This is a genomic window from Paraglaciecola sp. MB-3u-78 (assembly GCF_002835935.1).
GTDB lineage: Bacteria > Pseudomonadota > Gammaproteobacteria > Enterobacterales > Alteromonadaceae > Paraglaciecola.
On sequence record NZ_PJCF01000015.1, the window covers coordinates 34,947 to 58,447 of the forward strand.

Sequence of the window (23,501 nt, forward strand, 5' to 3'; positions counted from 1 at the left end):
AAACGCAGATGATTAGGTTTTTATTATGTATGTATTTGAGCATAATGTCCTCACAGAGTTTTGCTTTTGAGCAAGATGTACAACGTTTTGCTCTAGTGATAGGCAATAAAAATTATGAGACTGCACCCTTAAAAAATTCGGCTAATGACGCAAACGCAATAGCAGATAGTTTAACGGATATGGGGTTTCGGGTCAGTTTGCTTACAGATAGTAACTTGTCAGATTTAACGACTCAGGTGCAACAGTTTTATGCACAAGTAAAAACAGATGAGCATGCCAATAAACTCGCGCTGATTTATTACGCAGGACATGCCATTCAGGTTAATCATCACAACTACATTGTTCCGCTAGGCATGCAGTTTGAAAGTTACCCAGAATTTATTTCTGGTCTCTACAAAATCGATAGATTGTTTATTGAAATTAACAAATCAAAGAATTTGCAGAATATTATTATTTTGGATGCTTGTCGTAATAACCCTTTTGAAAATAATGCAGTTGCAGATGGCGGCAAGATGTCGAGTGGCTTGGCACCGATTAAAGCGCCGTCTAATACTATGATTGCCTTTGCTACAGAGCCTGGTGGTGTCGCCGCTGATGGTAAACGTAAAAATGGGGTGTATACCAAACATTTACTAAGACATATCGCTAAACAAATTAGTGTTGAAGAAGTATTTAAGAAAGTCAGAACAGGGGTGGCGAAAGAAACACGAAATAAACAGATACCTTGGGAGCATTCCTCTTTGCTTAATGAAGTGTTTTTTAGCCCGCCGAAAAATCGGGATATACCCGATTTGCTGGTTTTTTAAAAAACGTAAGCAAGGCCAACGTGCAAGGTGGTGAATGTTTCGTCAATATTCTTAAACCGTTCACCATCAACAACAATATCTTGTTGGTAATCATTGATCTTAAAACGCGTTTGAAATAACAGATTGCTAGACAGTGGCATGGTCCAACTTAACCCATAACTGAAACCTTTAGTCTCTCCCTTAACCTGTCCGGTTAAATCGTCAAACTCTGTTAATTCTTCTTCCTCTTCCTCATCAGTATTGGCAGAAAAACTGTTAGTGGCATCTAGAGATGCGTAAGCCAAAGACACACTTAAGCTACCGGCTTTTTCAAATTGCCAACTGTAACTTGCCCCAATAAATGGGCCTTTTTGGGAGTAGCTTTCATTAGTCAGCTCTAGAGTGCCTGCCTCGTCTTCGTCTCCCCCTACTTCGTCTTCGTCGATTTCTTCATTAAAGTCCCGTGGAACAAATGACATTTCAGTTTTGCCATATTTGAATCCAGCAAATAGTGACCAGTTTTTAGTCACTCTGTAACCCAAGGTTAAATCCAAGTCTTTTCGTGATGCTTCTCCTATATCTTCTTCCTCAGCAATATCCGCATTAGCTAATGTGCTACTGGCGTTCAATGCAAGTTGCCAGTTGCCCATAGTTAGAGCAATAGGGATATTAGCACTGGGAAATGAAATATCATGGTCGAGTTTTTCTGGAAATGAAAAATCGCTATAACCAAGGGATAAACCGGTTACAACCCGAATGTTGTCAAAATCTTCTTGGGCAATGGTAGTGTGTGAAGTTAATAACAATGGAAGACATTGAATAGCGCAGGTTGTTTTTATAGACATAATTATCCTTAATTTTTATCTGTATGTTATTACATCAATTAAATATAATTACTAGTATAGTACTAAAATAAATCACAACGATTGCAGAGACTTATGGAAAAATCATCAATAAATAGAGCGGGTCGAATATTTGTTTTATTCACTTTTTGTCTGTTATTTTTCAATGGGTGCAAAAGCACAACAGACGAAGACGTTGCCGCCAATTGTAGAACACAAGCCAATGAAAGCTGTGGATCTGAAGAGGATAATGGTGATGATCGTGGTTATAACCCTTGCCTAGTCAACAAAAATTTGCCCGTTTGTAAAAAATGACTGATCAAGAAATAAGGCTTCAGCTAGCAGAAATAGCCGGAACCTGGGTGGCGGCGTTGGCTGTGGTGATCGGTGGCTTGTTTGGTATTTATCAGTATTTGGAACATAAGTCTGCTGTACGTGTTGACCGTTCGATGGCATTTGTAGAGAGGTATCATGGTAATAGTATGTTGGTAGATGCTAGGTTAAAAATTACCCAATCTATGGCCAATCGCACTGCTCAACTTAATGAAATTTTGCAAGACCCTTCTTTAAAAGCCAAAGACTTACAAGCAAAATACGATAATGAAATACTAACTTTGATTGCTGAAGACAAGTTAAACGGTGCGTTGGAGCAACTTTTTACTTTTTATGAGCAAATAATTTTGTGCCGAGAATTGGATTTATGTGAAGAAAAAGTTGCGGGCCAATTTTTTGATACCGATGCACAAGGCTTTGTAAACACCTACTACCCTTATATTTGTAACGTTCGTAAAGAATGGCATAACCCAGAGCAATATAAAAAGGTTACGCAATTTTATAGCCCTAAACTGAGCTGCGAATTTTAGTCTCCTCCTAGTTATTTAACATGTGTGTCCTGATAATTATGAGGCCTGTTAATATTGATATTTAAAGCATGTGCCTTGCGGCACACTGGCATCCATGCCATTTTTCAAACGAATCCCTTCGTTCAACCTACTTTTTTGCTGCAGCTAAAAAAAGTAGGCAAAAAAAGCCGCTCGATGGCAATGCTCTTCTTCCAATTATTAGGCAAATTTCGCAGGTCGTTTGCACTTGCTCCCGGCAATGGCAAACTCAATTTGCGTCCCTGCAAATTGCCCTACTAAATTCACCTAATCATTGGCGAGCTTTGAGTCGAGGGTAAATCAAGAGCATCGGCGTTGCCGACTAATAAGGTAAATGGCTGCGCCATTGATTTATGTCACAGGAAATTATGATGGGTGTCCCCATGAAATTCAGCCAGGCTCTGTTGCTTACTTGGTAAGCGCTTAATAAACCGACGTACTTTCCAAGTATAAATATCCTTGTCATAATCTAACAGTTCACAGTAAGCGCTATTGAACGTGCGGGGGTAGCCAACTGGGTTTTGAATTTTTGAAATTCCATGGCAGGAGGTCTTCGATCTTTTCAACCGTGTCAGCATAGGGTAACGCCTTGAACACGGCATTGAGATAAGCGTAAGGTTCAAGCTCATGAATTTTGGCTGACTCAATCAGGCTATAATGGATTGCACTGGCATTAGCGCCTGCTGGGGTATCGGCAAATAACCAGGCGCGCCTACCAACAGCAAAGGGACGAATGGCATTTTCAGCCAGAATATTGCTGAGCCTCAGCCGACCATCCGTACTGTAAACCATTAGCTTTTCCCACTGATTATGTAAATAGGTCATCGCCTTGCCCGTCAATCCTCCTTTGTCGACTCTGGGGCGATTGAGCTCCAGCCATGTTTTCAGCTCGCTGAGTATGGGCACACTTCTTTGTTGCCTGGCCTGATAAATTTCATCCGCGCTTAGCAATTTGATTTGACGCTCTACCACGTACAACTTATTGATAAGGCTCAGTGCCATATCCGCTTTGGTTACCTTGCCTTTCATTGCCCTGGGTTGCCCATCTTTGGCTTCACGGAATTTTCGTCGTGCATGATCCCAGCAACCCACCGAGATTAACTGATTTTGTCTGCATACCTCGTTATAACTGGCACAGCCATCGGTTTGCAGGTAGCCATGGGTAAACCCATCAAGCAGGCGCAAGGGTACCTCCCTGCCACGGGAGGGATCGTATTCAAACAAGACACTTCGTTGCTGCGGTAACCCGCCCAGGGTTACCCACATCCATTTATGTGAAGTGGGCGAACGATCTGGCTCTTTCAATACTTGAATGCGGGTTTCATCCGCACAAATCAGTGGGCCCGAATGTTGATGCTCCCTGAGTAGGTTAATTAAAGGTTGGGCTTGTTTCGACAGGGCAATCACCCAGTTGGCCAGTGTGGCCCTTGATATTTCACCGCCATAACGTTTGATGATGTTTTCAAGTCGATAAAGCGGCATGCCATCGGCGTATTTTGAAATAATGATATAGGTCATCAGGTTGACGCTCCCCATGGCCTTGGGGACAGGATGTTTGATAAGCTGGGCGGCTTTCACCGTGCGGCCATCATCTTGTGTTTTGAAGGTCGCTTTTTCCTGCATGTATTCCAATACACGTACCTGAGCGGGAATGATATCCAGCTCTTCCCTGACTTTGACAAAGAAGGTGTCAATGGCACCCACTTTTTCTTCATCACTCAAATAAGCGAACACCTGAAGGCGGGGCAATTTGTCGGACAGTGGCTTGCGACCGGTTTTGGCCTTTGGCTCGTTGCCTGTAGGTAAAGGTGAGTCGACAGGCTCAGGCTCAGCCACCGCTTCTACTTCATTAAACAGGTGACCTTGCTGTGGTGGTGTTTGCTCAGAGCTGGCGCCAAAACGTTTTGAGTTGGCCAACCGCAAGTACTCTTCAAGCATCGCTATTCGTTTCTTTTGCTCGGCAATGACATCCGTTTTCTGTTCGATGACATCGTCTTTTTCAGACAGCAATGCGGTCATCTGGCTCATCGCATCCAGATGTAATTTTGCTTTATTTTCAGTGTCTTGCGGCGCTAATTTCATGCCGTAAAGTATACCAAATTAGCGCATTGATTACCTTAAAAAACGGCCTCATAATGCAACTTTTTATGACCTTTCATGGCACTGATATCATAGCCATCAAGCAGCCAATTAATTTGCTGCCCGGTCAGTGTTATCACCTTATCATCACGCTTTGGCCACTTGAACTTTTCCTCTGACAGGCTTTTGTAATACAACACAAAACCATTATCTTCCCAGAACAGACACTTGATTTTATTACGCCGTTTATTGGTGAATGCATAAAGGTGACCGGCAAAGGGGTCGTGCCCCAACTCACATTCAATGATGGCAGATAATCCCAAGTGTGCCTTGCGAAAATCAATCGGCTGTTGGTAAAGAAAAACCTGAGTGAGCTCCACACCTGGACGCATCACTTTGCTCACGACAACAACTCGGCTAATTGTTTAACCACTGACACGTTACTTGCCGTGATACCTATCAGACGAACACCATTGGTAAAGTGCAATGAGAGTGGATCATGATGTTGCGGCTCAGGTAATCGCTGCACACTGACAAAACCGGAGGGTTTGTGGTTAATGGGTACCAGTGCGGTTGAGTATTTGCGTTTGTGGTAGCTGAAGTTGTGTGGACACAGGTCGTGATCTCGACAATAGGCAGCTTGGGTTAAACCTGAGTCACGCCACTGAGTCACATGCTCACGCCACAGCGGAGCTTCCTGCTTTAAATTTGATGTTGCGGTCACTTTGTTTTCCTCATACGTTTGTAATGAGGAAATTATGCAGCAGATTGCCCGTCGGAATAAGGACGTAGGTTTATTAAGCGCTTACCTTACTTGCGCATTTCTTTCGTTAATTTGGGGCTAATAACAACGTTTTATGAATGAGCAGGCATATGGATATGAGCATCGTCTGATACTCGGATTTAGATTTGCTTGATGGGGTAATTTACGCTTGTTTGAGTAAAACTCTTGCCTTACCCATCCCTCGAAGTCGTTTATGAGAGGTGTGGATTTTGAATGCTTGCATCATTAACTCTGCCCCTGCGGCATAACAGAAGTGTTTTTCAAATTCGGTGCTGAGCGTGAGCCATTGTTCGGCGGACAAACCGAGTCGCTGCAAAATTGGACATTGGCTGTTCTCAATATACCCCGTCTTGTCTTCACGAATGCAACGGCCGGTGAGGTCCACAAGCTCACAGTAGTCTTTGAGATGGTAGGCAATGCCTTTGGGCATATTTTGCCTGTGACCACCCACAAATGGCAGCAGTGACTTGGGCTGGCGTTGTTTGTTCTTCACTGCTAGTGTACGTTTTTTGATGCTGGTATGGGCCGAAGTTTCCGGGGTTTTCTCCATTTTCGCACGAATGGGATTTAAGTCCACATAGGCCATGCAGGCCAATACCGCACTTTCATCTAGTAAGGCTTGAGACTTAAACCGCCCTTCCCAGAATCGGCCTGTACAGTTATCTTCTTTATTCGCTTCCCGGGCAATGTATTCATTTAAGTCCCGCATCAGCCAACTGATGTCATAAAGCCGCAGCCGATACTGAGCAACGGTTTCATTGAAACTAATCGACTCACTGGGGCTTAATTCATCACCCCGTACATATTTTTGGGTCAGTAAGGTGCCGTTGTGCAACTTGTGATACCGCCTTAACACCTCATCAACATCCCAGCTAAGAGCCTCATCTTTATCCACATGGACCACTACATGTACGTGGTTACTCATCACCGCATAGGAGCAGATATCAATGGCAAACAGGGTCGACAAGAACAACAATCGCTTCTCCACCCAACCACGGCGGTGCTCATAACTTTGCCCCGAATAACTGTCCACACCGCACAAGAAGGAACGGCGCACACAGCGCGTAACGCAATGGTAATAGGGAGTATCAACTAAACTGACTTGGTTTCTGCGGGGCTGGGGCATAGCACACCTACCTGATTAGAAAATGAACGAGCTAAACAAAGTGTAGTTCAGCTTATATCAAAAAGTTAGGACCTAGCGTTAATGTAATTTTGGATGTCTATGTAAGTATATCTATGTAAGTATAATACGACCAATAATTTTTATGATAGCAAAGTGGGACGCTACACTAAATTGCAGATTGCCTTTTAAAGAGCCAACTTGTTACTTTAAGCATAATCAAAGAAAGTAAAGAAATGCCTAAACAGAGAACTGCAAAAAAGAAATAAACTGCCCCTGTATTTTTTTTCTTGTCTATGAATTTATCATAAGTCCCAAATTGATATTCTTTTAACTTTAGAAAAACCGTTTCGATTGGCTCGCCACAAACTTGATCAACAAACATGATTTCTGCATCTATTGACTTTGTAAATTTTAGAGCTTCTTCAGTTTGAATGAAATCCTCTATATCAACTTCATATTCAAATTGACAATTTGAATCTCTAGAACTAAAAATCAACTTACTATCCAAAAGTTTTAATCCATGAATAGCCTCTTGCTTCTTATTAAAATTCAATAAATCACTTGCATAAAAGTTTTTTCCAGCCCAAAAAAGGCTGACTGTACCAAGGATCAATGTAAGTAAAATTAAAACTCTCCAAAACCATAGATATTCTTTATACACTATAATTTATCCTCCAATTCTTTTTTAGCCCCAACTACACTAACTCCAAAGGCATCAGCCACTAATTTTTTAGCAGGCGAAAGTGTTAATATAGAACCTGGACTCGCAGCCAGAAAACCATCAACAGCTCCTGCACCTGTTTTTAATGCTACTTTATTCATATCAATATCTACTTTTTCTCCCTTACTTACATCGGTTAAGGAATCTCCTATTGCTTGACCAGAACCTGACGAAATGGCCCCTGTCACAGTACCAGCAGCTAACTTACCAGCAGTAGCCAATGAACTACTTACGGTTGTTTTTACTACTGTGAGTGCTAATGCTTTAGTTGCAAGTGCGGTAGTACCGCCTGTAAATAACCCAGTCAAAGCTCCCCCAAGCCCAGCCACTATCTGTGTGTTACCAGAAGCGCCCATGTCACCAGCCGCTTGATATGCTGTATATCCCCCTGATAAAAAACCAATTAATGGTAAAAGAAATAAGAATTCACCATTAGGGTCTGTATATTTATACGGATTGTTATTCACATACAAATAACGGTTAAACGACATTACAGGATTTTTAGCAGTGTACCCAACAGGATCATTCGAATAAAACCGCCCAATCACTGGATCATAGTATCGTGCCTGCATATAGGTCAGACCAATATCATTATCGTGTTTATGGCCGGTATAACCAATCTCATTGTCACCACTTTCAGCATTGGTCTTGCCCCATTCCAAACCAAAAGGAGCATAGCGTAGGCGTTTCGTAACTGCTCCACTGCTGTTTGATTTAGCGGCTGTAGTCCCCATTAAGTCAGGGTGAATAAAGGTTTGGGGGCCTGCGCCTTGATGTGCCACTAACTGGCTACCCATGTAATAGTTTGCGCGGTTTGCCCCATTGATCCTTTCATACACTAACTTACCTGCCAAGCTGTACATAGAGTAACGGGTTCCTGCACCGTCAACAGTTTTTACTCGTTTGTTGCGACCATCATATAAATACGAGTTGTCATCGGCCTCTTCCATTTGGTTAGCGAGATTATAACTAAACGTATGATAACCACTATCAGTGACATTACCACGGCCGTCATAGCTAAAATCATAACTGCGCATACCGCTGGTTGATTGTAAACGCTTAGCAGGATCATAGTCATAGTGGATGGTACCGACTATGGAATCAAACTTTGTGATATTGCCCATGGTGTCATAATTCATATCACCAATCAGTGTTTGGTTGGCTTTACGGACATTATCTATTCTATCAAGACCGTCATAGGTAAAACGTAAATCATAGGTATTTGATTGTTTATCATCCCAAAACTTGACATTGCCGTTGGCATCAAAGGTGTATTGGTTGTATACAGCATTGGCACTGCCACACACACTGCGCTGGGTATCAGGTAATCCTGATGTGCGCAGACTCATGGTGTTAACACAGCCATTTCGCTGCTGATAAGAATTGTATTGACCGTTGGGATGAAAACTTATGTTACTGGCAAATACCCCTATATGTTTGGGCTGGCCGAATGCATTAGGTATGTACGATAAATTTCCGCCAGTGGGATAGATCAAATTTGCCTCATTGCCAAGAGCATCATAAGTATGACTAATCATCCAATCTAGGCTATCAACGCGTAAGCGCTCAGTTTCTGGCATATTCAAGTCATTATAGGTGTAATTTTGTGTTACACCGCCAAAGATTAATTGAGTGAGATTGTTATTTTTATCGTACCCAAACTCCTTACTCGCGGTGCCATCACCAAAGTCAATGCGTTTGAGATTACCTAAATTGTCATAGGCAGAGGTGACTTTATCCTGTGCGTCTACGTTAATGTCGCAGGCCGTGTTAGAGGTGCTGACTGAACTACCGGTTGCCTGCCATGATAATTTCCCTAGCGCGTCATACTGGTAAGCCGTTCTGCCCACATCATTTCTGTTGACTTTACACAATTGCTGATAGCTATCATAAACACGGTATTCGGTCTGACCCCCCTGGCTTACCGATGTGAGATTGCCATAAATATTATACGCTAAGGTGCTGGTGACGTTTTGTGGTGAGGCAACTGTTGTAGCCATGTTTTGCTCAGGGGTGCCATAAGCAAGAAAAGTAGTGGTGGTAACCTGGCCTCTATTATTATTAACCTGCACTCGGTTGTTAGCTAAGTAGCTATAACTGATATTACCAGAAGTAGTGTTGTCGTCTACAACCTTTGGTCTACCTAAGCCATCATAAGTGATTGTATTGCCATAAGGGGTATTGTTTAAACTATGGGGTTTACTTTGATAAACAGGCCGATTAAACGCATCAAACTTCATTCTGGTATAACGCTTGGTGGTACCTTCATTGGCCGTATCCCATTCTTTAGTCATGCGAGCTCTAAGCAAGCTATCATGGTAAGTAACCTTACGATAATTGCCTTTACTGATGGTCTGTTTGAGCATTCCTGCTTCAACGTAGGTGTACCCTTCAGCTCCAGAGGTTGTCGTATAACTAACATTCGTATTGTGCCAATAAGGATCGCATGGATCAATCAATGTCATACGACCTAATTCATCATAATCATAGTTAATACAATTACCCATAAAATCAGTCTGCTTGGTCACCCTGCCATTATTGTCGACCACTTTATAGGCATATTGACTGTTTACGCTCAGACTCTTAGGCGTTCGAATAGTCTGGGCGATACCGCGTTTATAATTTGAATATTCTGCCCAGCGGCTTGTGCCGTTATAACGAATAATCCTTGGCAAACCTGCACTGGCACCACTTGTGTGATAATACTGAAAATATTTAAACCACCGCCCAAAGGTGTATTGATATTTTGGTAACGATTTATAACTGCCCGTGGCACTGTAGTAGCTTGTTCTGCTCGTTTCAGTATACGCACTCCCGTTACTTGATACTTGCCTATAACTGGGCTGACCAATTAACCAATTAGTCGTATCGTTATAGTAATACTGTTTGGTGTAACGTTTTTTATTCGAAAAATTGTTAGTTTCTACTGTAATTTGCGGGAATCCGTATGAATCATAGTTACAGTTAACATCACAGGTTGAAGTGAAATAATTTATTGTATAAACATCACTTTTTCTGGCGTCTTTTTTTGATTTTAAAAACATCCTATATTCTGTTTGATTACTATTGATAGGATCATCATTGGGATATTCATGATGACGTGTTCTACTCCAATCATTGCCCACGTAATCACCTTTTTGATATTCAAACTCTTTTCTGTCTAACAACTCAGTCGGGGCCTGCCCAATGATATCTTGTACTAACACGACACCTTGGTTGTGTGAACCAAATTTTCGATATGTATAAAAAATGGATTTTTTTGTCCCATCATCTATCGTTGTAGTTCGAAAATCTTTTGGACTTGTTGCAACAATGGATGGAAATCCAGTCGATGGTTGTGACGGTGCATTTTCTGTTGGGTAACGAGTTTGGAGAAGGTGGCCATTAAAAAAACCACCTATATTTTGTGAGTATGCATACGTGTATGCTCTATCCTCAATGCCAGGTCCAGCGACACTCTTTTCAACTAAAGCATAAGAAGCTGAACAGGGTACGTTTCCTACCAAACCATCGTTAGTATTACGGTCACGAAAGGCACCAGGCTTGACCTGACTATCATAAAAATAAGTTTTTCTAGCCTTATATGCTACGGCTATGTCTGTTGGGGCGGTAACATTGTATGTTAAGTCAGCGCTATTAGCATTGAAAGAACATCCAGGTTTACTAAATGTTGGTATTTGTGTATTAGGATCTATTTTTTCGTAGAAAAAATGATAACCAAAATTTTGCGCTTGGCTGTCAGGGTTGAATTTCATCCAATTAAAACCTGAATAAGTCCATTTTTTGCCTTCTGGTAAATCAACTTCTGACAAACTATTACTATTGTAGTAATAGTGCCATTCTCGATTGTTTGCCGTTACTTTAGAAACTCTATATTTGGTACCTGAAGAGCTACTATAAGTAATATTGATTGTTCTACCGTCGCTGGAAACAATGCTTTTAAGACCTTTTGAGTCGTAATTATAGACAACATTGTTTCCAAATCGATCGTGAATTTTCGTGACATATATAAGTTTAGTTTTTGCCTCTAAAGTACTGCCGGGTATAATTTTTCCATTACTATACGACTTAACATAGTTAAACTCATAGGTTAAGCCATCAGGACCAGCCACTTTGAACCCTTCTTCACCATTAGGGTTGGTAATACATTGAGTAACTTTGTAGTTACTTTTAGTGATTTGGTTAGCGCCATTAGTCAAAAACCTTTCATGTGTTTTACCAGGAATGTGCAGTAATTTTGTAAGCGCTTAATAAACCTACGTCCTTATTCCGACGGGCAATCTGCTGCATAATTTCCTCATTACAAACGTATGAGGAAAACAAAGTGACCGCAACATCAAATTTAAAGCAGGAAGCTCCGCTGTGGCGTGAGCATGTGACTCAGTGGCGTGACTCAGGTTTAACCCAAGCTGCCTATTGTCGAGATCACGACCTGTGTCCACACAACTTCAGCTACCACAAACGCAAATACTCAACCGCACTGGTACCCATTAACCACAAACCCTCCGGTTTTGTCAGTGTGCAGCGATTACCTGAGCCGCAACATCATGATCCACTCTCATTGCACTTTACCAATGGTGTTCGTCTGATAGGTATCACGGCAAGTAACGTGTCAGTGGTTAAACAATTAGCCGAGTTGTTGTCGTGAGCAAAGTGATGCGTCCAGGTGTGGAGCTCACTCAGGTTTTTCTTTACCAACAGCCGATTGATTTTCGCAAGGCACACTTGGGATTATCTGCCATCATTGAATGTGAGTTGGGGCACGACCCCTTTGCCGGTCACCTTTATGCATTCACCAATAAACGGCGTAATAAAATCAAGTGTCTGTTCTGGGAAGATAATGGTTTTGTGTTGTATTACAAAAGCCTGTCAGAGGAAAAGTTCAAGTGGCCAAAGCGTGATGATAAGGTGATAACACTGACCGGGCAGCAAATTAATTGGCTGCTTGATGGCTATGATATCAGTGCCATGAAAGGTCATAAAAAGTTGCATTATGAGGCCGTTTTTTAAGGTAATCAATGCGCTAATTTGGTATACTTTACGGCATGAAATTAGCGCCGCAAGACACTGAAAATAAAGCAAAATTACATCTGGATGCGATGAGCCAGATGACCGCATTGCTGTCTGAAAAAGACGATGTCATCGAACAGAAAACGGATGTCATTGCCGAGCAAAAGAAACGAATAGCGATGCTTGAAGAGTACTTGCGGTTGGCCAACTCAAAACGTTTTGGCGCCAGCTCTGAGCAAACACCACCACAGCAAGGTCACCTGTTTAATGAAGTAGAAGCGGTGGCTGAGCCTGAGCCTGTCGACTCACCTTTACCTACAGGCAACGAGCCAAAGGCCAAAACCGGTCGCAAGCCACTGTCCGACAAATTGCCCCGCCTTCAGGTGTTCGCTTATTTGAGTGATGAAGAAAAAGTGGGTGCCATTGACACCTTCTTTGTCAAAGTCAGGGAAGAGCTGGATATCATTCCCGCTCAGGTACGTGTATTGGAATACATGCAGGAAAAAGCGACCTTCAAAACACAAGATGATGGCCGCACGGTGAAAGCCGCCCAGCTTATCAAACATCCTGTCCCCAAGGCCATGGGGAGCGTCAACCTGATGACCTATATCATTATTTCAAAATACGCCGATGGCATGCCGCTTTATCGACTTGAAAACATCATCAAACGTTATGGCGGTGAAATATCAAGGGCCACACTGGCCAACTGGGTGATTGCCCTGTCGAAACAAGCCCAACCTTTAATTAACCTACTCAGGGAGCATCAACATTCGGGCCCACTGATTTGTGCGGATGAAACCCGCATTCAAGTATTGAAAGAGCCAGATCGTTCGCCCACTTCACATAAATGGATGTGGGTAACCCTGGGCGGGTTACCGCAGCAACGAAGTGTCTTGTTTGAATACGATCCCTCCCGTGGCAGGGAGGTACCCTTGCGCCTGCTTGATGGGTTTACCCATGGCTACCTGCAAACCGATGGCTGTGCCAGTTATAACGAGGTATGCAGACAAAATCAGTTAATCTCGGTGGGTTGCTGGGATCATGCACGACGAAAATTCCGTGAAGCCAAAGATGGGCAACCCAGGGCAATGAAAGGCAAGGTAACCAAAGCGGATATGGCACTGAGCCTTATCAATAAGTTGTACGTGGTAGAGCGTCAAATCAAATTGCTAAGCGCGGATGAAATTTATCAGGCCAGGCAACAAAGAAGTGTGCCCATACTCAGCGAGCTGAAAACATGGCTGGAGCTCAATCGCCCCAGAGTCGACAAAGGAGGATTGACGGGCAAGGCGATGACCTATTTACATAATCAGTGGGAAAAGCTAATGGTTTACAGTACGGATGGTCGGCTGAGGCTCAGCAATATTCTGGCTGAAAATGCCATTCGTCCCTTTGCTGTTGGTAGGCGCGCCTGGTTATTTGCCGATACCCCAGCAGGCGCTAATGCCAGTGCAATCCATTATAGCCTGATTGAGTCAGCCAAAATTCATGAGCTTGAACCTTACGCTTATCTCAATGCCGTGTTCAAGGCGTTACCCTATGCTGACACGGTTGAAAAGATCGAAGACCTCCTGCCATGGAATTTCAAAAATTCAAAACCCAGTTGGCTACCCCCGCACGTTCAATAGCGCTTACTGTGAACTGTTAGATTATGACAAGGATATTTATACTTGGAAAGTACGTCGGTTTATTAAGCGCTTACGTAATTTTCCAGTCCAATAGGTACTTGAATAAACGAGGTCTTCTCTGTCATCAACTACCGTCTCTGCGCTGCCTGAACAATTGAAGCCACCATGCCAATCATGAATACCCCATTGTATTTTCGGTGATTCAGAAATACTGCCTCTAACAGACATAAACTTACCTTGGATGAAAGGAATATTTATATCCCAATCACCTAGTGCTTGGGCATGATAATCACCGTCTGGTACCCATCGTGAGAATTGGACAGGTATATTAAAGTTGCCAGGGATACTTACATCGGTATTATTTAAACTGATTTGGCCTGTACTAGGCACATATCTATCACCTTCAGGTGAACTAATATCTAAAACAGCATTCGCATAACTTGACTGAGCAGAAATCAATTCGGAATCCAAGGTTAAATAACTACTAGGATTATTAGGATCATCATCCATGTAGACTGAGTGAGAATATTGAATACAAGACATACAAGTCAACAAAATCAGTATAATGTTCTTGTAAATTCGACGAATATTATTCAAATATGTGTTTTTTAAAAGTTGAACGCTAAGAAAGATGAAAGATGAAAGATGAAAGATGAAAGATGAAAGATGAAAGATGAAAGATGAAAGGGATTTAGGTTGAAAGGACATGTTAATTCCATTTTATTTGGGTGAATCCTATCCGCACGACTGTACTTATACTTTGCGGAAACATCAAATTTATTTTATCGAAACGTTTTAAGCGTTGATTTTATTTGATGTGCCGGGTGACTAAAATAGTTCGATGCAATCCAAGATACTGTCTTGAGGATCAAGCCCAAATCTGATTAATGTTGATAATTTACATCAAACGGCTTTCCTGATTTCAATACGCCGAAAGCCAGTACCAGTAATTTTCGCATCACCGCGATTAAAGCTACTTTTTTAGGCTTACCTTTGGTTAAAAGTTTATTATAAAAAGCGAGCATTAATGGGTTATATCTGACGGCAACCATGGCTGGCATATACAATGATTTTCGTAATCTAGTACTGCCCGTCTTTGACAAGCTGGAACGGTTAAGACTGGTCCCAGATTGATCAATGCTTGGGTTGAGCCCGGCATAACTACTTATCTGTTTTGAGTTTTCAAATAAAGAAATATCACCTATGTACGCTAGCAATGCCCACGCTGTTTTGTCCCCAATACCATTAATACTAACGAGTAACTTAAGCTGAACTGTTAGCTGCTCATCCTGCTTAATAATCATGGTTATTTCTTTTTTAATGACTACTATTTGTTTATCAATAAAAGTCAGCATGGACCCAATGGAGCGTGCTGCGGCCTTATCTAAACTGACACCCGAACGATTGTTCTCCTGGCTTTTCATCTTACTTAACTGATCTAGGCGTGTGACAAGAAACTGTACCCGTTCAAATGCTGCAGACCTTGGTATGAAAAGGCTCTTGACAATCCCTCCTCTATTAAATAAGTACTGACAATAACGAGCAATGCTCATCGCATCGGCTTTATCTGTCTTATTTCTCGCCATTTCCATCTTAGCAAACGCATGGGTTTGGAGTGGATTGGCAACGATAACCTTTTGGTTGGTTTGATATAAATGCTTAGCTAATGCCAAACCATAAATCCCCGTTGCTTCTAAACAGAAATAGGCGGTTTTTTTAAATGACTTTATCCATTGTGAGAGTTTTAAAAAACCTGACTGCTTGTTCTCAAATTGACGACTCTGGTACTTGCCATCAATTAACACGGCCACATCAAAACTTAATTTAGAAATATCAATACCCACAAATATCATGAAGAAGTCCTTACGTTGAGATACACTGATTTCGATTTGATAGTTAACGTCAACTGCATTCTTGTCGCTATACTTGCTACAGCTTCAGACTGTGCACAAGATACTGTTCGCATTTTAAGACGTTAATGGTGAGGGGTAGGCACTAATCTGACCCACAGAATGGTAAGCACTAAGAGCAATTGCAGTGTCTCTACCCCTCTATCCAATCACCTTGGATAGTGTAAAACATAGCTTATGTTTTGCACGGGTTTAAGATACAAGGTCTTGTATTTTGCATATGTGACGTGGTCAACCTAATACGACGTGGTCTAATATATACGACCACCCTAGTTAAGACATAATAGCTTTAACTGGAGGTAGATAATGTGATGTAGCAAAACTTGATTAGTTTACTTTGAATGAATTGATATCGCTCCTTTTTATCACCTAAAACGGTAAAAACTGCGGTTTGGTTACCTTGAATAAAACTATCAAGGGCTTCAACTTTTTCAACAGTAAAAGAGTAACCAGAAAATGCCGCACGCTACTAAAGTTTTTAACCGCACAAAAAGGCTTATTTTAGGGTCGCTACAAATGTGTCCATTCAACTTTCGCTCAAATGGCATCCCGCGCGGCGTCCGCTTGCCATTTGCCCCTAAAACAAGCCTTTTTGTGCAGAAACATTGTAAGCGGCTAATCAACCCACGTATCAAACAGTCGTAATACTGCGCTTATAGTTCCACGGCAATAACGCTTCAAAATCTTCCACCGTTTCCGCATAGGGTATCGCTTTGAATATAGTATTGAGATATGCGTATGGCTCAATGCCATGTAACCGAGCGGTTTCAATCAAGCTGTAATGTGCGGCACTGGCGTTTGCGCCAGCAGGTGTGTCGGCGAATAACCATGCACGCCTCCCAACGGCAAAAGGGCGAATGGCGTTTTCAGCCATAATGTTACTGATGCGAAGCTGCCCATCTGTGCAATACACAGTGAGTTTATCCCACTGATTATGCAAGTAGGTCATGGCCTTGCCAGTTAAACTGTCGGTGGCCACGCGCGGTTTGTTTGCCGTGAGCCATGCCTGCAGTGTGTTTAATATCGGCATGCTCTTAGCTTGGCGAACGGCCAGTCTTTTCTCATTGCTAGCATGTTTGATGGTGCGCTCAATCCCATAGAGCTTGTTAATCAGGCTCAAGGCCATGTCGGCTTTGCTGGCTTTTATTTTTTTCCCTTTAGGTTGTGATTGCTGTGCCTCGATGAATTTGCGGCGAGCGTGATCCATACAGCCTAATTGAATGAGCTGGTTTTTGCGGCACACTTCGTTGTAACCTGCATAACCGTCGGTTTGCAGGTAGCCATGAGTAAATCCATGTAGCAAGCGCATAGGCACATGGCGAGCACGCGATGGGTCATAGTCAAACAGCACGCTTTGTTGGTCGGCTTTACCGCCGAGTGTCACCCACATAAATTTATCGCCCGTGGGCGCAAGCCCTGGCTCTTTTAATACCTGAATGCGGGTTTCATCCGCCATAATGAGTGAGCCGGCATGCTGAGTCTCCCTTAATAAGTTAATTAAGGGTTGGATTTGTTTGCCTAGCGCAATGACATAGTTGGCGAGTGTTGTTCTTGATATGCTGCCCCCGTATCGTTCGATAATCCCCTCTAATCGATAAAGCGGCATGCCATCGGCGTATTTAGCAATAATGATGTAGGTCATTAAGTTGATACTGCCCATGGCTTTGGGTACAGGGTGTTTAATGACCTCAGCCGCTTTCATGGTGGTTGTGCCTTGTTCGTCTTTAAACACCGCCTTTTCCTGCATGTACTCTAGTACCTGTACTTTGGCAGGGATAATATCTAGCTCTTCTCTGACTTTCACAAAGAAGGTATTGATTGCGCCTTCTTTTTCAGTATCTGACAAATACGCAAACACTTGGGTGCGTGGTAGGTTTTTAGCAAAGGGTTTGCGACCGGTTTTGGCTTTAGGCTCGCTTGTGGTCGGTAACTCAGGCTCAGTTTGTTCTGGCTCACTGGTCGCTTCGGCTTCGTTGAACAAGTTACCTTGCTCTGGCGGGGTTTGTTCAGAGCTGCTGCCAAAGCGTTTGCTATTAGATAAGCGTAAATACTCTTCGAGTAACTCAACGCGCTTTTTAAGTGAATCGATGACATCAGACTTCTTTTCGATGATGTCACTTTGCTCTGCAATCAGTGTTTCTTTTTCCCCAATCACCCCGTCTTTTTCAGACAGCATAGCTTGCAACCTTGACATGGTATCGGTGTCGCTAAAAGCCTTGTTTTTATGGGTGTTGGGCGGTAATTTCATGCCCGATATTATACTAAACTTGAGGCTAAAAAGCCCTAAAAAACACTGTCGAAATGCAACTTTTTATGGCCCTTCATGGCACTAATATCAAGACCATCAAGTAGCCAGTTTATTTGCTGGCCGTTGAGTGTTATCACCTCCTTTTCACACCTCGGCCAAATGAATCTATCTTCCTCTAGGCTTTTGTAATACAGCACGAAACCATTGTTTTCCCAGAACAGACATTTGATTTTAGTGCGCCGTTTATTGGTGAACACATACAAGTGACCCGAAAAAGGGTTGTGACCCAACTCACATTCGACAATGGCGCTAATGCCTCGAAATGACTTACGGAAGTCAATTGCCTGCGGATATAGATAAATATGCGTAAGCGACATGCACGGGCGCATCGCACTTGTCATGACAATGCCGCCGTTAGCTGTTTCACCACATCGATATTATTGGGCGCAATACCCGATAACGACAGGCCATTGGCGAAGTGCAGCGTTAATAATTCTGGCTTGGGTAAATACTCTGGAATAGGCAATGCAATGAAACCCGTTTTGACCGGTGCTGTTTCTTGCGTTTCTAATCTACGCTTATGGTGACTTAGTCGCTGCGGGTTTAGTTGATGCTTTTTACAATACTGCGTTTGTGTTAATGCTGAATCCTTCCATTGGCTTACGTGTTGCTGCCAAAAGATGATGGGTTGTTTTGACATGTCATTTCCTCACTTGATTTCAGTGACGAAATTATGCACCAGCGGTAATGGTAAAATAAGACCGTGGGTTTATTTGGCGCTTACGAAACATTAAATGCGGTAACTATGGCGGCGACTTGCGATATTGGAGTTAATAGGGAAAATAGTTTTTTAATTGTGCCTGTCCCAATAGAGTTCAGTCCCAATAGAGTTCACTACTAAATTGAAGTAATAGTTGGCGAGATTTGAGTCTAGGGTAAGTCAAAAGCATTGGCGTTGCCGACTAATAAGGTAAATGGCTACGCCATTAATTTATGCATCAGGAAATTACGTTGGGTGTCCCATTAGAGTGTTCCTATAGCTTGATTATTTAAAATCCGAAGGGCTTTATTCATTACGTGAAGGTTGGATTGTCCCTGTGCGGATCTACATGCAGGGTGTTGTGGGCTGAGGTTAGAGACCTCCGGCTACCCGATTAGGTGAGCTAAGTGACTCTATAGCAACAGATTCCGACTCCTTCATAACCAGCCTAAGGGAATCCGCAATTTCTTTCGCCCCTAAAGTGTACTCTTGGAGCTTCTCCTTTCTAATTACCTTGATACAACAAGCTACTTCAGATGGCATATGTGCAGAGAACAGAAAGTCACTCTCTTGAACCTCCACTAGATCTATTTCACCATCAGAATTTAAAGTACATTCAAAAATAGGGGTGTCCACTACAATTACAGGCAATGCAAACGCAAATCTTTTCAATTGTGAAGCTGTCCTTTCACGTGTCAAACCCGCACATGCCTTTAATACTGAGATAGCTGCTGAATAGGCGCGATCCGTTTTTCCGCCTAGAGCTTGGCGAAAACTATAACCACATCTTCCGGGCTTGTTTAATAGACCTTTAAAAACTTCATTATTTCGCCATTTTGAAAAAATCTCTGACTTTGCATCTTCAGAGGAAACAGCAAAAGAATGAATTCTATTAAAATTTGAAAGCGTATCATTTGCCATAAGCACAACCCATGGCTTATCGGATGATTTACATTCGACTACGAAATAGATATCAACTACTCCTAACCAATCAGGGTCTTGAGCTAACACATCAATTTCACGCCCTTTTTGTTCTTCTGGGTCAAGATGAGTGGCTGATTGGCGCACGTCAAAACCTGCACTACGAAAAGCTTTAGCTGTCTCCATTTCGAGCGGAAAGCCAGTTTTATTTATCCATGAAAGTACTTTCTCTTGCACGATATTCTACCTTTCACCTAACAGTATATTTACTAGACCAAATGTTAAATCTGCTTTTGGAATAATCGGAATAATTGTTCTGACTCTTAATTTTATTTATCTTTTCATATAGTTAATGATTTGCAAAGAGGTAAATTTATTGGCTTAACTTGGAGCCATCACGACACTGGATAAACACAGGATATTATATTTCCTCTATTTGTAATTACTTCTATTAAAACAATAAGATAAAGAAATTAATTTGCTTTAAGTAACTTCATAATCGGGGTTGTCGACTAACAAAGCTAAATGGTTACGCCATTAATTTATTCCATTGGAAATTACGATAGGTGTGCCCATGAAATTTTTTGTACGCTTTTCCTCGGTGCTCTCTGTGGTAAGTAGCTTTTATCTTTTACTTTTGGCTACCCGCTATCCACTGCCTTTTTATTTATAAAAACCTTCGATTCTACCCAATATTCCCGCTGCATCTAAACCTAGTTCAACATACATTTCTTGTTGTGTACCTTGCATGATAAATTCGTCAGGTAGGCCTAGTTGCAACAACTTACTGGTGTGTTTAGAAGACATTAAGTATTCAGCGACTGCACTGCCTGCGCCGCCTATGATAGCGCCATCTTCAATGCTTACAAACAAATCGTGGGTTGCTGCGAGTTGGTTAATTATTTCGGTATCTAAGGGTTTAACAAAACGCATATCAATGATGGTTGCATTGATTTTTTCTGCCGCTTCTTGGGCGTAGGGCAATAAAATACCAAAGTTAAGAATAGCGACTTTTTCACCGGTTCTTATGGTGCGACTTTTACCTAATTCTAAGGCTATCATTTCTTTTTCAGGTGATACGCCTGTTGAAGAACCCCGTGGGTATCTTACGGCTGCTGGTTTTTGCAGTTTATGGCCAGTATACAACATCTGACGACATTCGTTTTCATCGGCCGGTACCATGATCACCATATTGGGGATACAGCGCAAAAATGGAATATCAAAAGCACCTTGGTGAGTAGGGCCATCAGCTCCTACTAGCCCAGCACGGTCTATGGCAAATAAAACCGGTAGGTTTTGGATTGCCACATCATGAATAAGCTGGTCATAGGCACGTTGCAAGAATGTGGAATAAATAGCCACTACCGCATTCAGCCCTTCTTTGGCTAGACCAGCAGCAAAGGTGACTGCGTGTTGTTCAGCAATCGCCACATCAAAATATTGTGATGGATATTGCTGGGAAAATTTGACCATACCAGAACCCTCACGCATAGCGGGTGTGACGGCCATTAATTTAGGATCTTGTGCGGCCATATCACATAACCAATCACCAAATATGGCTGAAAAAGTTGGGTTGCTGGGCGCTGCTTTAGGGAGTGCTTGATCTTTTGGATTGAACTTAGGTACGGCATGAAACTTAATGGGGTCTTGTTCGGCTGACTCGTACCCTTTGCCTTTTTTGGTCACAACATGGAGTATTTGAGGACCTTTGATGTTGCGCATATTACGTAGCGTATCTACTACGCCATTCACATCATGGCCGTCTATTGGCCCTATATATTTAAAGCCCAATTCTTCAAAAATAGTACCGGGAACCACCATGCCTTTGATATGTTCTTCAGCACGGCTGGCAAATTCCTTTATAGGCGGGACATTGCTGAGTAATTTTTTACCACCATCACGGATAGAATTAAAAAAGTTACCCGTTAGTAATCTGGCTAAGTGACTATTTAGCGCGCCGACATTTTCGGATATGGACATTTCATTGTCATTTAACACCACTAACAAGTCTTTGCTGATATCACCGCCATGGTTCAGCGCTTCAAAGGCCATGCCTGCGGTCATCGCACCATCACCAATTACCGCCACAACTTTACGGCCTAAGGCTTCTTTTTCTGCAGCAACGGCCATGCCCAATGCAGCGCTGATTGAGGTAGAAGAATGGCCTACAGCAAAGGTGTCATACTCACTTTCTGGTGGCCATGGGAAAGGATGTAAGCCACCTTTCTTACGTATGGTTGGCATGCGCTCACGGCGCCCGGTCAAGATTTTGTGGGCATAGGCTTGATGGCCCACATCCCATAACAGGCGGTCAAAAGGGGTGTTGTACACATAATGCAAAGCAACTGTCAGCTCCACCGTGCCTAATCCCGATGCAAAATGTCCACTGCTTTGGCTCACGCTAGTCAATAAATATTGACGTAATTCAACACTTAGCTGTTGCAGTTTATCTTGTGATAATTCTCTTAACTGTTCTGGTGTGTCAGCTTGAGCGAGGATAGGGTAGTGAGCAATATCTAGGGTCATTAAATGGGTATCAACTATTTAAATTTCATTTTATTCAAGCACACTTACCATTTCATTTAGTAAGCACGATGGATAACAAAGTTAGTAAAAGATACCAACATATGGGTATTGTAAGGCAAAGCGTGCAAAGCTTGAAGCGCTTGTTGATGTAGATCATCGAGATAAGTTTGTGCTTGCTCTAATCCTAACATAGCTGGGTAGGTGCTTTTGTTCTGTGCCTGGTCAGAACCTTGTGGCTTGCCAAGCACTGCTGAGTCACTGATTACATCTAAAATATCGTCCTGAACTTGAAAGGCTAACCCTATAATTTTGGCAAAATTCATTAAATATTGCTGACTTGTTGGGGTAATATCAGCAGCTAATGCTATGACCATTTCAACACAAGCACTCAGTAGCGCACCGGTTTTTTTGCTATGTAGGTCTTCTAATCTCTGTTGAGTGATAGATTGATCAGTCGCTTCCAAGTCCATCGCTTGACCACCACACATGCCATTATAACCAGCCGCTTGACTGACAATTTTGACTAATTCAATGCGTTTATTTGTCAGTTCACTTGAAAGCGGGTAATCACACAATATTTCAAATGCCAGTGATTGTAGGGCGTCACCTGCTAAAATAGCTGTGGCTTCATCAAATTGAATATGACAAGTTGGATGTCCCCGTCTTAGGTCATCATTATCCATGGCAGGTAAGTCATCGTGGATAAGTGAATAGGCATGAATGGCTTCTATTGCAGCGGCAGGACCATCGAGATCTTTTTCCTGGACAGACAGCATTTTACCGGTGGCATAGACTAAAAACGGGCGCATTCTCTTGCCACCTATCAGCAATGCGTATTCCATGGCATGCTTGAGCCTTTCTGAATGTCCAGGCAATGCTTTGATGGTTTGAATTAGGGTTGAATTAACCCTGTCGCTACTAGCTTGTTGCAAGCTGGATAAATTCATTTGGTTACTTATCAGGTTCAAATACGTCTAAGGTTTGCTGACCATTTTGAGTGGTGAGAACCTGTACTTTTTGTTCTGCATCTTTCAATTTTTGTTGGCTGTGTCTTGCTAGCACAATACCACGCTCAAAACTTTGTAATGCGTCTTCCAAAGGCAAATCGCCTTGCTCCATTTTGGTCACTAGTGTTTCTAGTTCCTGCATAGATTGTTCAAAGGTAAGTGATTCTGCTTTTTTTCGAGCCGTCATAATATTTTTAAACCGATTCCTGAATTGGCACGCACCTTACCTGAGCAAAAAAATGGGGTCAAATACTTTTCAAATACACGTTAAAA

21 protein-coding genes are annotated in these 23,501 nt (G+C 42.3%); 5 read left to right on the forward strand and 16 right to left on the reverse strand.

All coding sequences use genetic code 11. The annotated features are described in order from the left end of the window. Positions 1–8 precede the first annotated feature (8 nt). Entirely contained in the window at positions 9–806 is a 798-nt protein-coding gene (locus CXF95_RS25560) for a caspase family protein (RefSeq protein ID WP_101201311.1), read from the forward strand. On the opposite strand, the gene CXF95_RS25565 is transcribed toward CXF95_RS25560, so the two are convergent. Continuing rightward, positions 803–1,630 (reverse strand): hypothetical protein, encoded by an 828-nt coding sequence (locus CXF95_RS25565; protein WP_101201312.1) that lies wholly within the window; start codon positions 1,628–1,630, stop codon positions 803–805. The two genes, CXF95_RS25560 and CXF95_RS25565, sit on opposite strands and share 4 nt — an antisense overlap. A 308-nt stretch (positions 1,631–1,938) precedes the next feature. Between CXF95_RS25565 and CXF95_RS25575 the strand changes: the two genes are divergently transcribed. Beyond that, positions 1,939–2,490: a hypothetical protein gene (locus CXF95_RS25575; protein WP_232788044.1), complete on the forward strand. Its 552-nt coding sequence runs from the start codon at positions 1,939–1,941 to the stop codon at positions 2,488–2,490. Positions 2,491–2,997: 507 nt separating this feature from the next. Here the strand turns inward: CXF95_RS25575 and CXF95_RS25585 are convergent. The 6 genes from CXF95_RS25585 to CXF95_RS25610 form a co-directional block, all read right to left on the reverse strand. Next, on the reverse strand, positions 2,998–4,590 hold the full coding sequence (locus CXF95_RS25585) for an IS66 family transposase (RefSeq protein ID WP_198556450.1): 1,593 nt from the start codon (positions 4,588–4,590) through the stop codon (positions 2,998–3,000). Between the two features lie 35 nt (positions 4,591–4,625). Then, positions 4,626–4,991 carry an IS66 family insertion sequence element accessory protein TnpB gene (gene tnpB / locus CXF95_RS25590; RefSeq protein WP_101197177.1) on the reverse strand — a complete coding sequence of 122 codons (366 nt, stop codon included), beginning with the start codon at positions 4,989–4,991 and terminating at the stop codon, positions 4,626–4,628. After that, positions 4,988–5,311 carry a hypothetical protein gene (locus CXF95_RS30940; RefSeq protein ID WP_232787551.1) on the reverse strand — a complete coding sequence of 108 codons (324 nt, stop codon included), beginning with the start codon at positions 5,309–5,311 and terminating at the stop codon, positions 4,988–4,990. The genes tnpB (CXF95_RS25590) and CXF95_RS30940 overlap by 4 nt, the downstream gene beginning before the upstream one ends. Before the next feature lie 202 nt (positions 5,312–5,513). Then, positions 5,514–6,497, reverse strand: coding sequence for a transposase (locus tag CXF95_RS25600; RefSeq protein ID WP_101201315.1), 984 nt, complete (start codon positions 6,495–6,497; stop codon positions 5,514–5,516). Positions 6,498–6,663: 166 nt separating this feature from the next. Further along, positions 6,664–7,158 (reverse strand): hypothetical protein, encoded by a 495-nt coding sequence (locus CXF95_RS25605; protein ID WP_101201316.1) that lies wholly within the window; start codon positions 7,156–7,158, stop codon positions 6,664–6,666. Next, a complete protein-coding gene (locus tag CXF95_RS25610) occupies positions 7,158–11,417 on the reverse strand; it encodes an RHS repeat domain-containing protein (protein ID WP_101201317.1) in 4,260 nt (1,419 codons plus the stop codon). The genes CXF95_RS25605 and CXF95_RS25610 overlap by 1 nt, the downstream gene beginning before the upstream one ends. Before the next feature lie 125 nt (positions 11,418–11,542). On the opposite strand from CXF95_RS25610, the gene CXF95_RS30945 reads away from it, so the two are divergent. Genes CXF95_RS30945 through CXF95_RS25625 form a run of 3 tightly spaced genes read left to right on the forward strand, consistent with a single transcriptional unit; the run spans position 11,543 to position 13,856 of the window. Beyond that, positions 11,543–11,866: a hypothetical protein gene (locus CXF95_RS30945; RefSeq protein ID WP_232787551.1), complete on the forward strand. Its 324-nt coding sequence runs from the start codon at positions 11,543–11,545 to the stop codon at positions 11,864–11,866. Then, positions 11,863–12,228, forward strand: a complete 366-nt coding sequence (gene tnpB, locus CXF95_RS25620) for an IS66 family insertion sequence element accessory protein TnpB (RefSeq protein ID WP_101197177.1) — start codon at positions 11,863–11,865, stop codon at positions 12,226–12,228. Before CXF95_RS30945 ends, tnpB (CXF95_RS25620) begins: the two co-directional genes overlap by 4 nt. A gap of 35 nt (positions 12,229–12,263) precedes the next feature. Further along, on the forward strand, positions 12,264–13,856 hold the full coding sequence (locus CXF95_RS25625) for an IS66 family transposase (protein WP_198556450.1): 1,593 nt from the start codon (positions 12,264–12,266) through the stop codon (positions 13,854–13,856). A gap of 36 nt (positions 13,857–13,892) precedes the next feature. On the opposite strand, the gene CXF95_RS25630 is transcribed toward CXF95_RS25625, so the two are convergent. The 9 genes from CXF95_RS25630 to xseB form a co-directional block, all read right to left on the reverse strand. Continuing rightward, a complete protein-coding gene (locus tag CXF95_RS25630) occupies positions 13,893–14,399 on the reverse strand; it encodes a hypothetical protein (protein WP_157828244.1) in 507 nt (168 codons plus the stop codon). Positions 14,400–14,740: 341 nt separating this feature from the next. Then, positions 14,741–15,709, reverse strand: coding sequence for a transposase (locus CXF95_RS25635; protein WP_101201319.1), 969 nt, complete (start codon positions 15,707–15,709; stop codon positions 14,741–14,743). A gap of 688 nt (positions 15,710–16,397) precedes the next feature. Further along, on the reverse strand, positions 16,398–18,014 hold the full coding sequence (locus CXF95_RS25640; RefSeq protein ID WP_101197785.1) for an IS66 family transposase: 1,617 nt from the start codon (positions 18,012–18,014) through the stop codon (positions 16,398–16,400). Between the two features lie 35 nt (positions 18,015–18,049). Next, entirely contained in the window at positions 18,050–18,415 is a 366-nt protein-coding gene (tnpB, locus tag CXF95_RS25645; RefSeq protein ID WP_101197784.1) for an IS66 family insertion sequence element accessory protein TnpB, read from the reverse strand. After that, positions 18,412–18,714: a hypothetical protein gene (locus CXF95_RS25650; RefSeq protein WP_101197783.1), complete on the reverse strand. Its 303-nt coding sequence runs from the start codon at positions 18,712–18,714 to the stop codon at positions 18,412–18,414. The genes tnpB (CXF95_RS25645) and CXF95_RS25650 overlap by 4 nt, the downstream gene beginning before the upstream one ends. Before the next feature lie 432 nt (positions 18,715–19,146). Then, entirely contained in the window at positions 19,147–19,932 is a 786-nt protein-coding gene (locus CXF95_RS25655) for a hypothetical protein (protein WP_101201320.1), read from the reverse strand. Between the two features lie 426 nt (positions 19,933–20,358). Beyond that, positions 20,359–22,221 (reverse strand): 1-deoxy-D-xylulose-5-phosphate synthase, encoded by a 1,863-nt coding sequence (gene dxs, locus CXF95_RS25660; protein WP_101201321.1) that lies wholly within the window; start codon positions 22,219–22,221, stop codon positions 20,359–20,361. A gap of 56 nt (positions 22,222–22,277) precedes the next feature. Then, complete coding sequence (gene ispA, locus CXF95_RS25665; protein WP_101201322.1) at positions 22,278–23,168, reverse strand: (2E,6E)-farnesyl diphosphate synthase; 891 nt, start codon at positions 23,166–23,168, stop codon at positions 22,278–22,280. Between the two features lie 4 nt (positions 23,169–23,172). Further along, positions 23,173–23,415: an exodeoxyribonuclease VII small subunit gene (xseB, locus tag CXF95_RS25670; RefSeq protein WP_101201323.1), complete on the reverse strand. Its 243-nt coding sequence runs from the start codon at positions 23,413–23,415 to the stop codon at positions 23,173–23,175. Positions 23,416–23,501: the final 86 nt, after the last annotated feature.

What these genes read in the sequence shown, in the direction of transcription:
- CXF95_RS25600 (WP_101201315.1), bottom strand. Translation starts at nt 6,497, where the DNA reads ATGCCCCAGCCCCGCAGAAACCAAGTCAGTTTAGTTGATACTCCCTAT.
- dxs (WP_101201321.1), bottom strand. Translation starts at nt 22,221, where the DNA reads ATGACCCTAGATATTGCTCACTACCCTATCCTCGCTCAAGCTGACACA.
- CXF95_RS25560 (WP_101201311.1), top strand. Translation starts at nt 9, where the DNA reads ATGATTAGGTTTTTATTATGTATGTATTTGAGCATAATGTCCTCACAG.
- xseB (WP_101201323.1), bottom strand. Translation starts at nt 23,415, where the DNA reads ATGACGGCTCGAAAAAAAGCAGAATCACTTACCTTTGAACAATCTATG.
- CXF95_RS25575 (WP_232788044.1), top strand. Translation starts at nt 1,939, where the DNA reads ATGACTGATCAAGAAATAAGGCTTCAGCTAGCAGAAATAGCCGGAACC.
- tnpB (WP_101197784.1), bottom strand. Translation starts at nt 18,415, where the DNA reads ATGACAAGTGCGATGCGCCCGTGCATGTCGCTTACGCATATTTATCTA.
- CXF95_RS25650 (WP_101197783.1), bottom strand. Translation starts at nt 18,714, where the DNA reads ATGTCAAAACAACCCATCATCTTTTGGCAGCAACACGTAAGCCAATGG.
- ispA (WP_101201322.1), bottom strand. Translation starts at nt 23,168, where the DNA reads ATGAATTTATCCAGCTTGCAACAAGCTAGTAGCGACAGGGTTAATTCA.
- CXF95_RS25635 (WP_101201319.1), bottom strand. Translation starts at nt 15,709, where the DNA reads ATGATATTTGTGGGTATTGATATTTCTAAATTAAGTTTTGATGTGGCC.
- CXF95_RS25625 (WP_198556450.1), top strand. Translation starts at nt 12,264, where the DNA reads ATGAAATTAGCGCCGCAAGACACTGAAAATAAAGCAAAATTACATCTG.
- CXF95_RS25630 (WP_157828244.1), bottom strand. Translation starts at nt 14,399, where the DNA reads ATGTCTTGTATTCAATATTCTCACTCAGTCTACATGGATGATGATCCT.
- CXF95_RS25640 (WP_101197785.1), bottom strand. Translation starts at nt 18,014, where the DNA reads ATGAAATTACCGCCCAACACCCATAAAAACAAGGCTTTTAGCGACACC.
- CXF95_RS25585 (WP_198556450.1), bottom strand. Translation starts at nt 4,590, where the DNA reads ATGAAATTAGCGCCGCAAGACACTGAAAATAAAGCAAAATTACATCTG.
- CXF95_RS25565 (WP_101201312.1), bottom strand. Translation starts at nt 1,630, where the DNA reads ATGTCTATAAAAACAACCTGCGCTATTCAATGTCTTCCATTGTTATTA.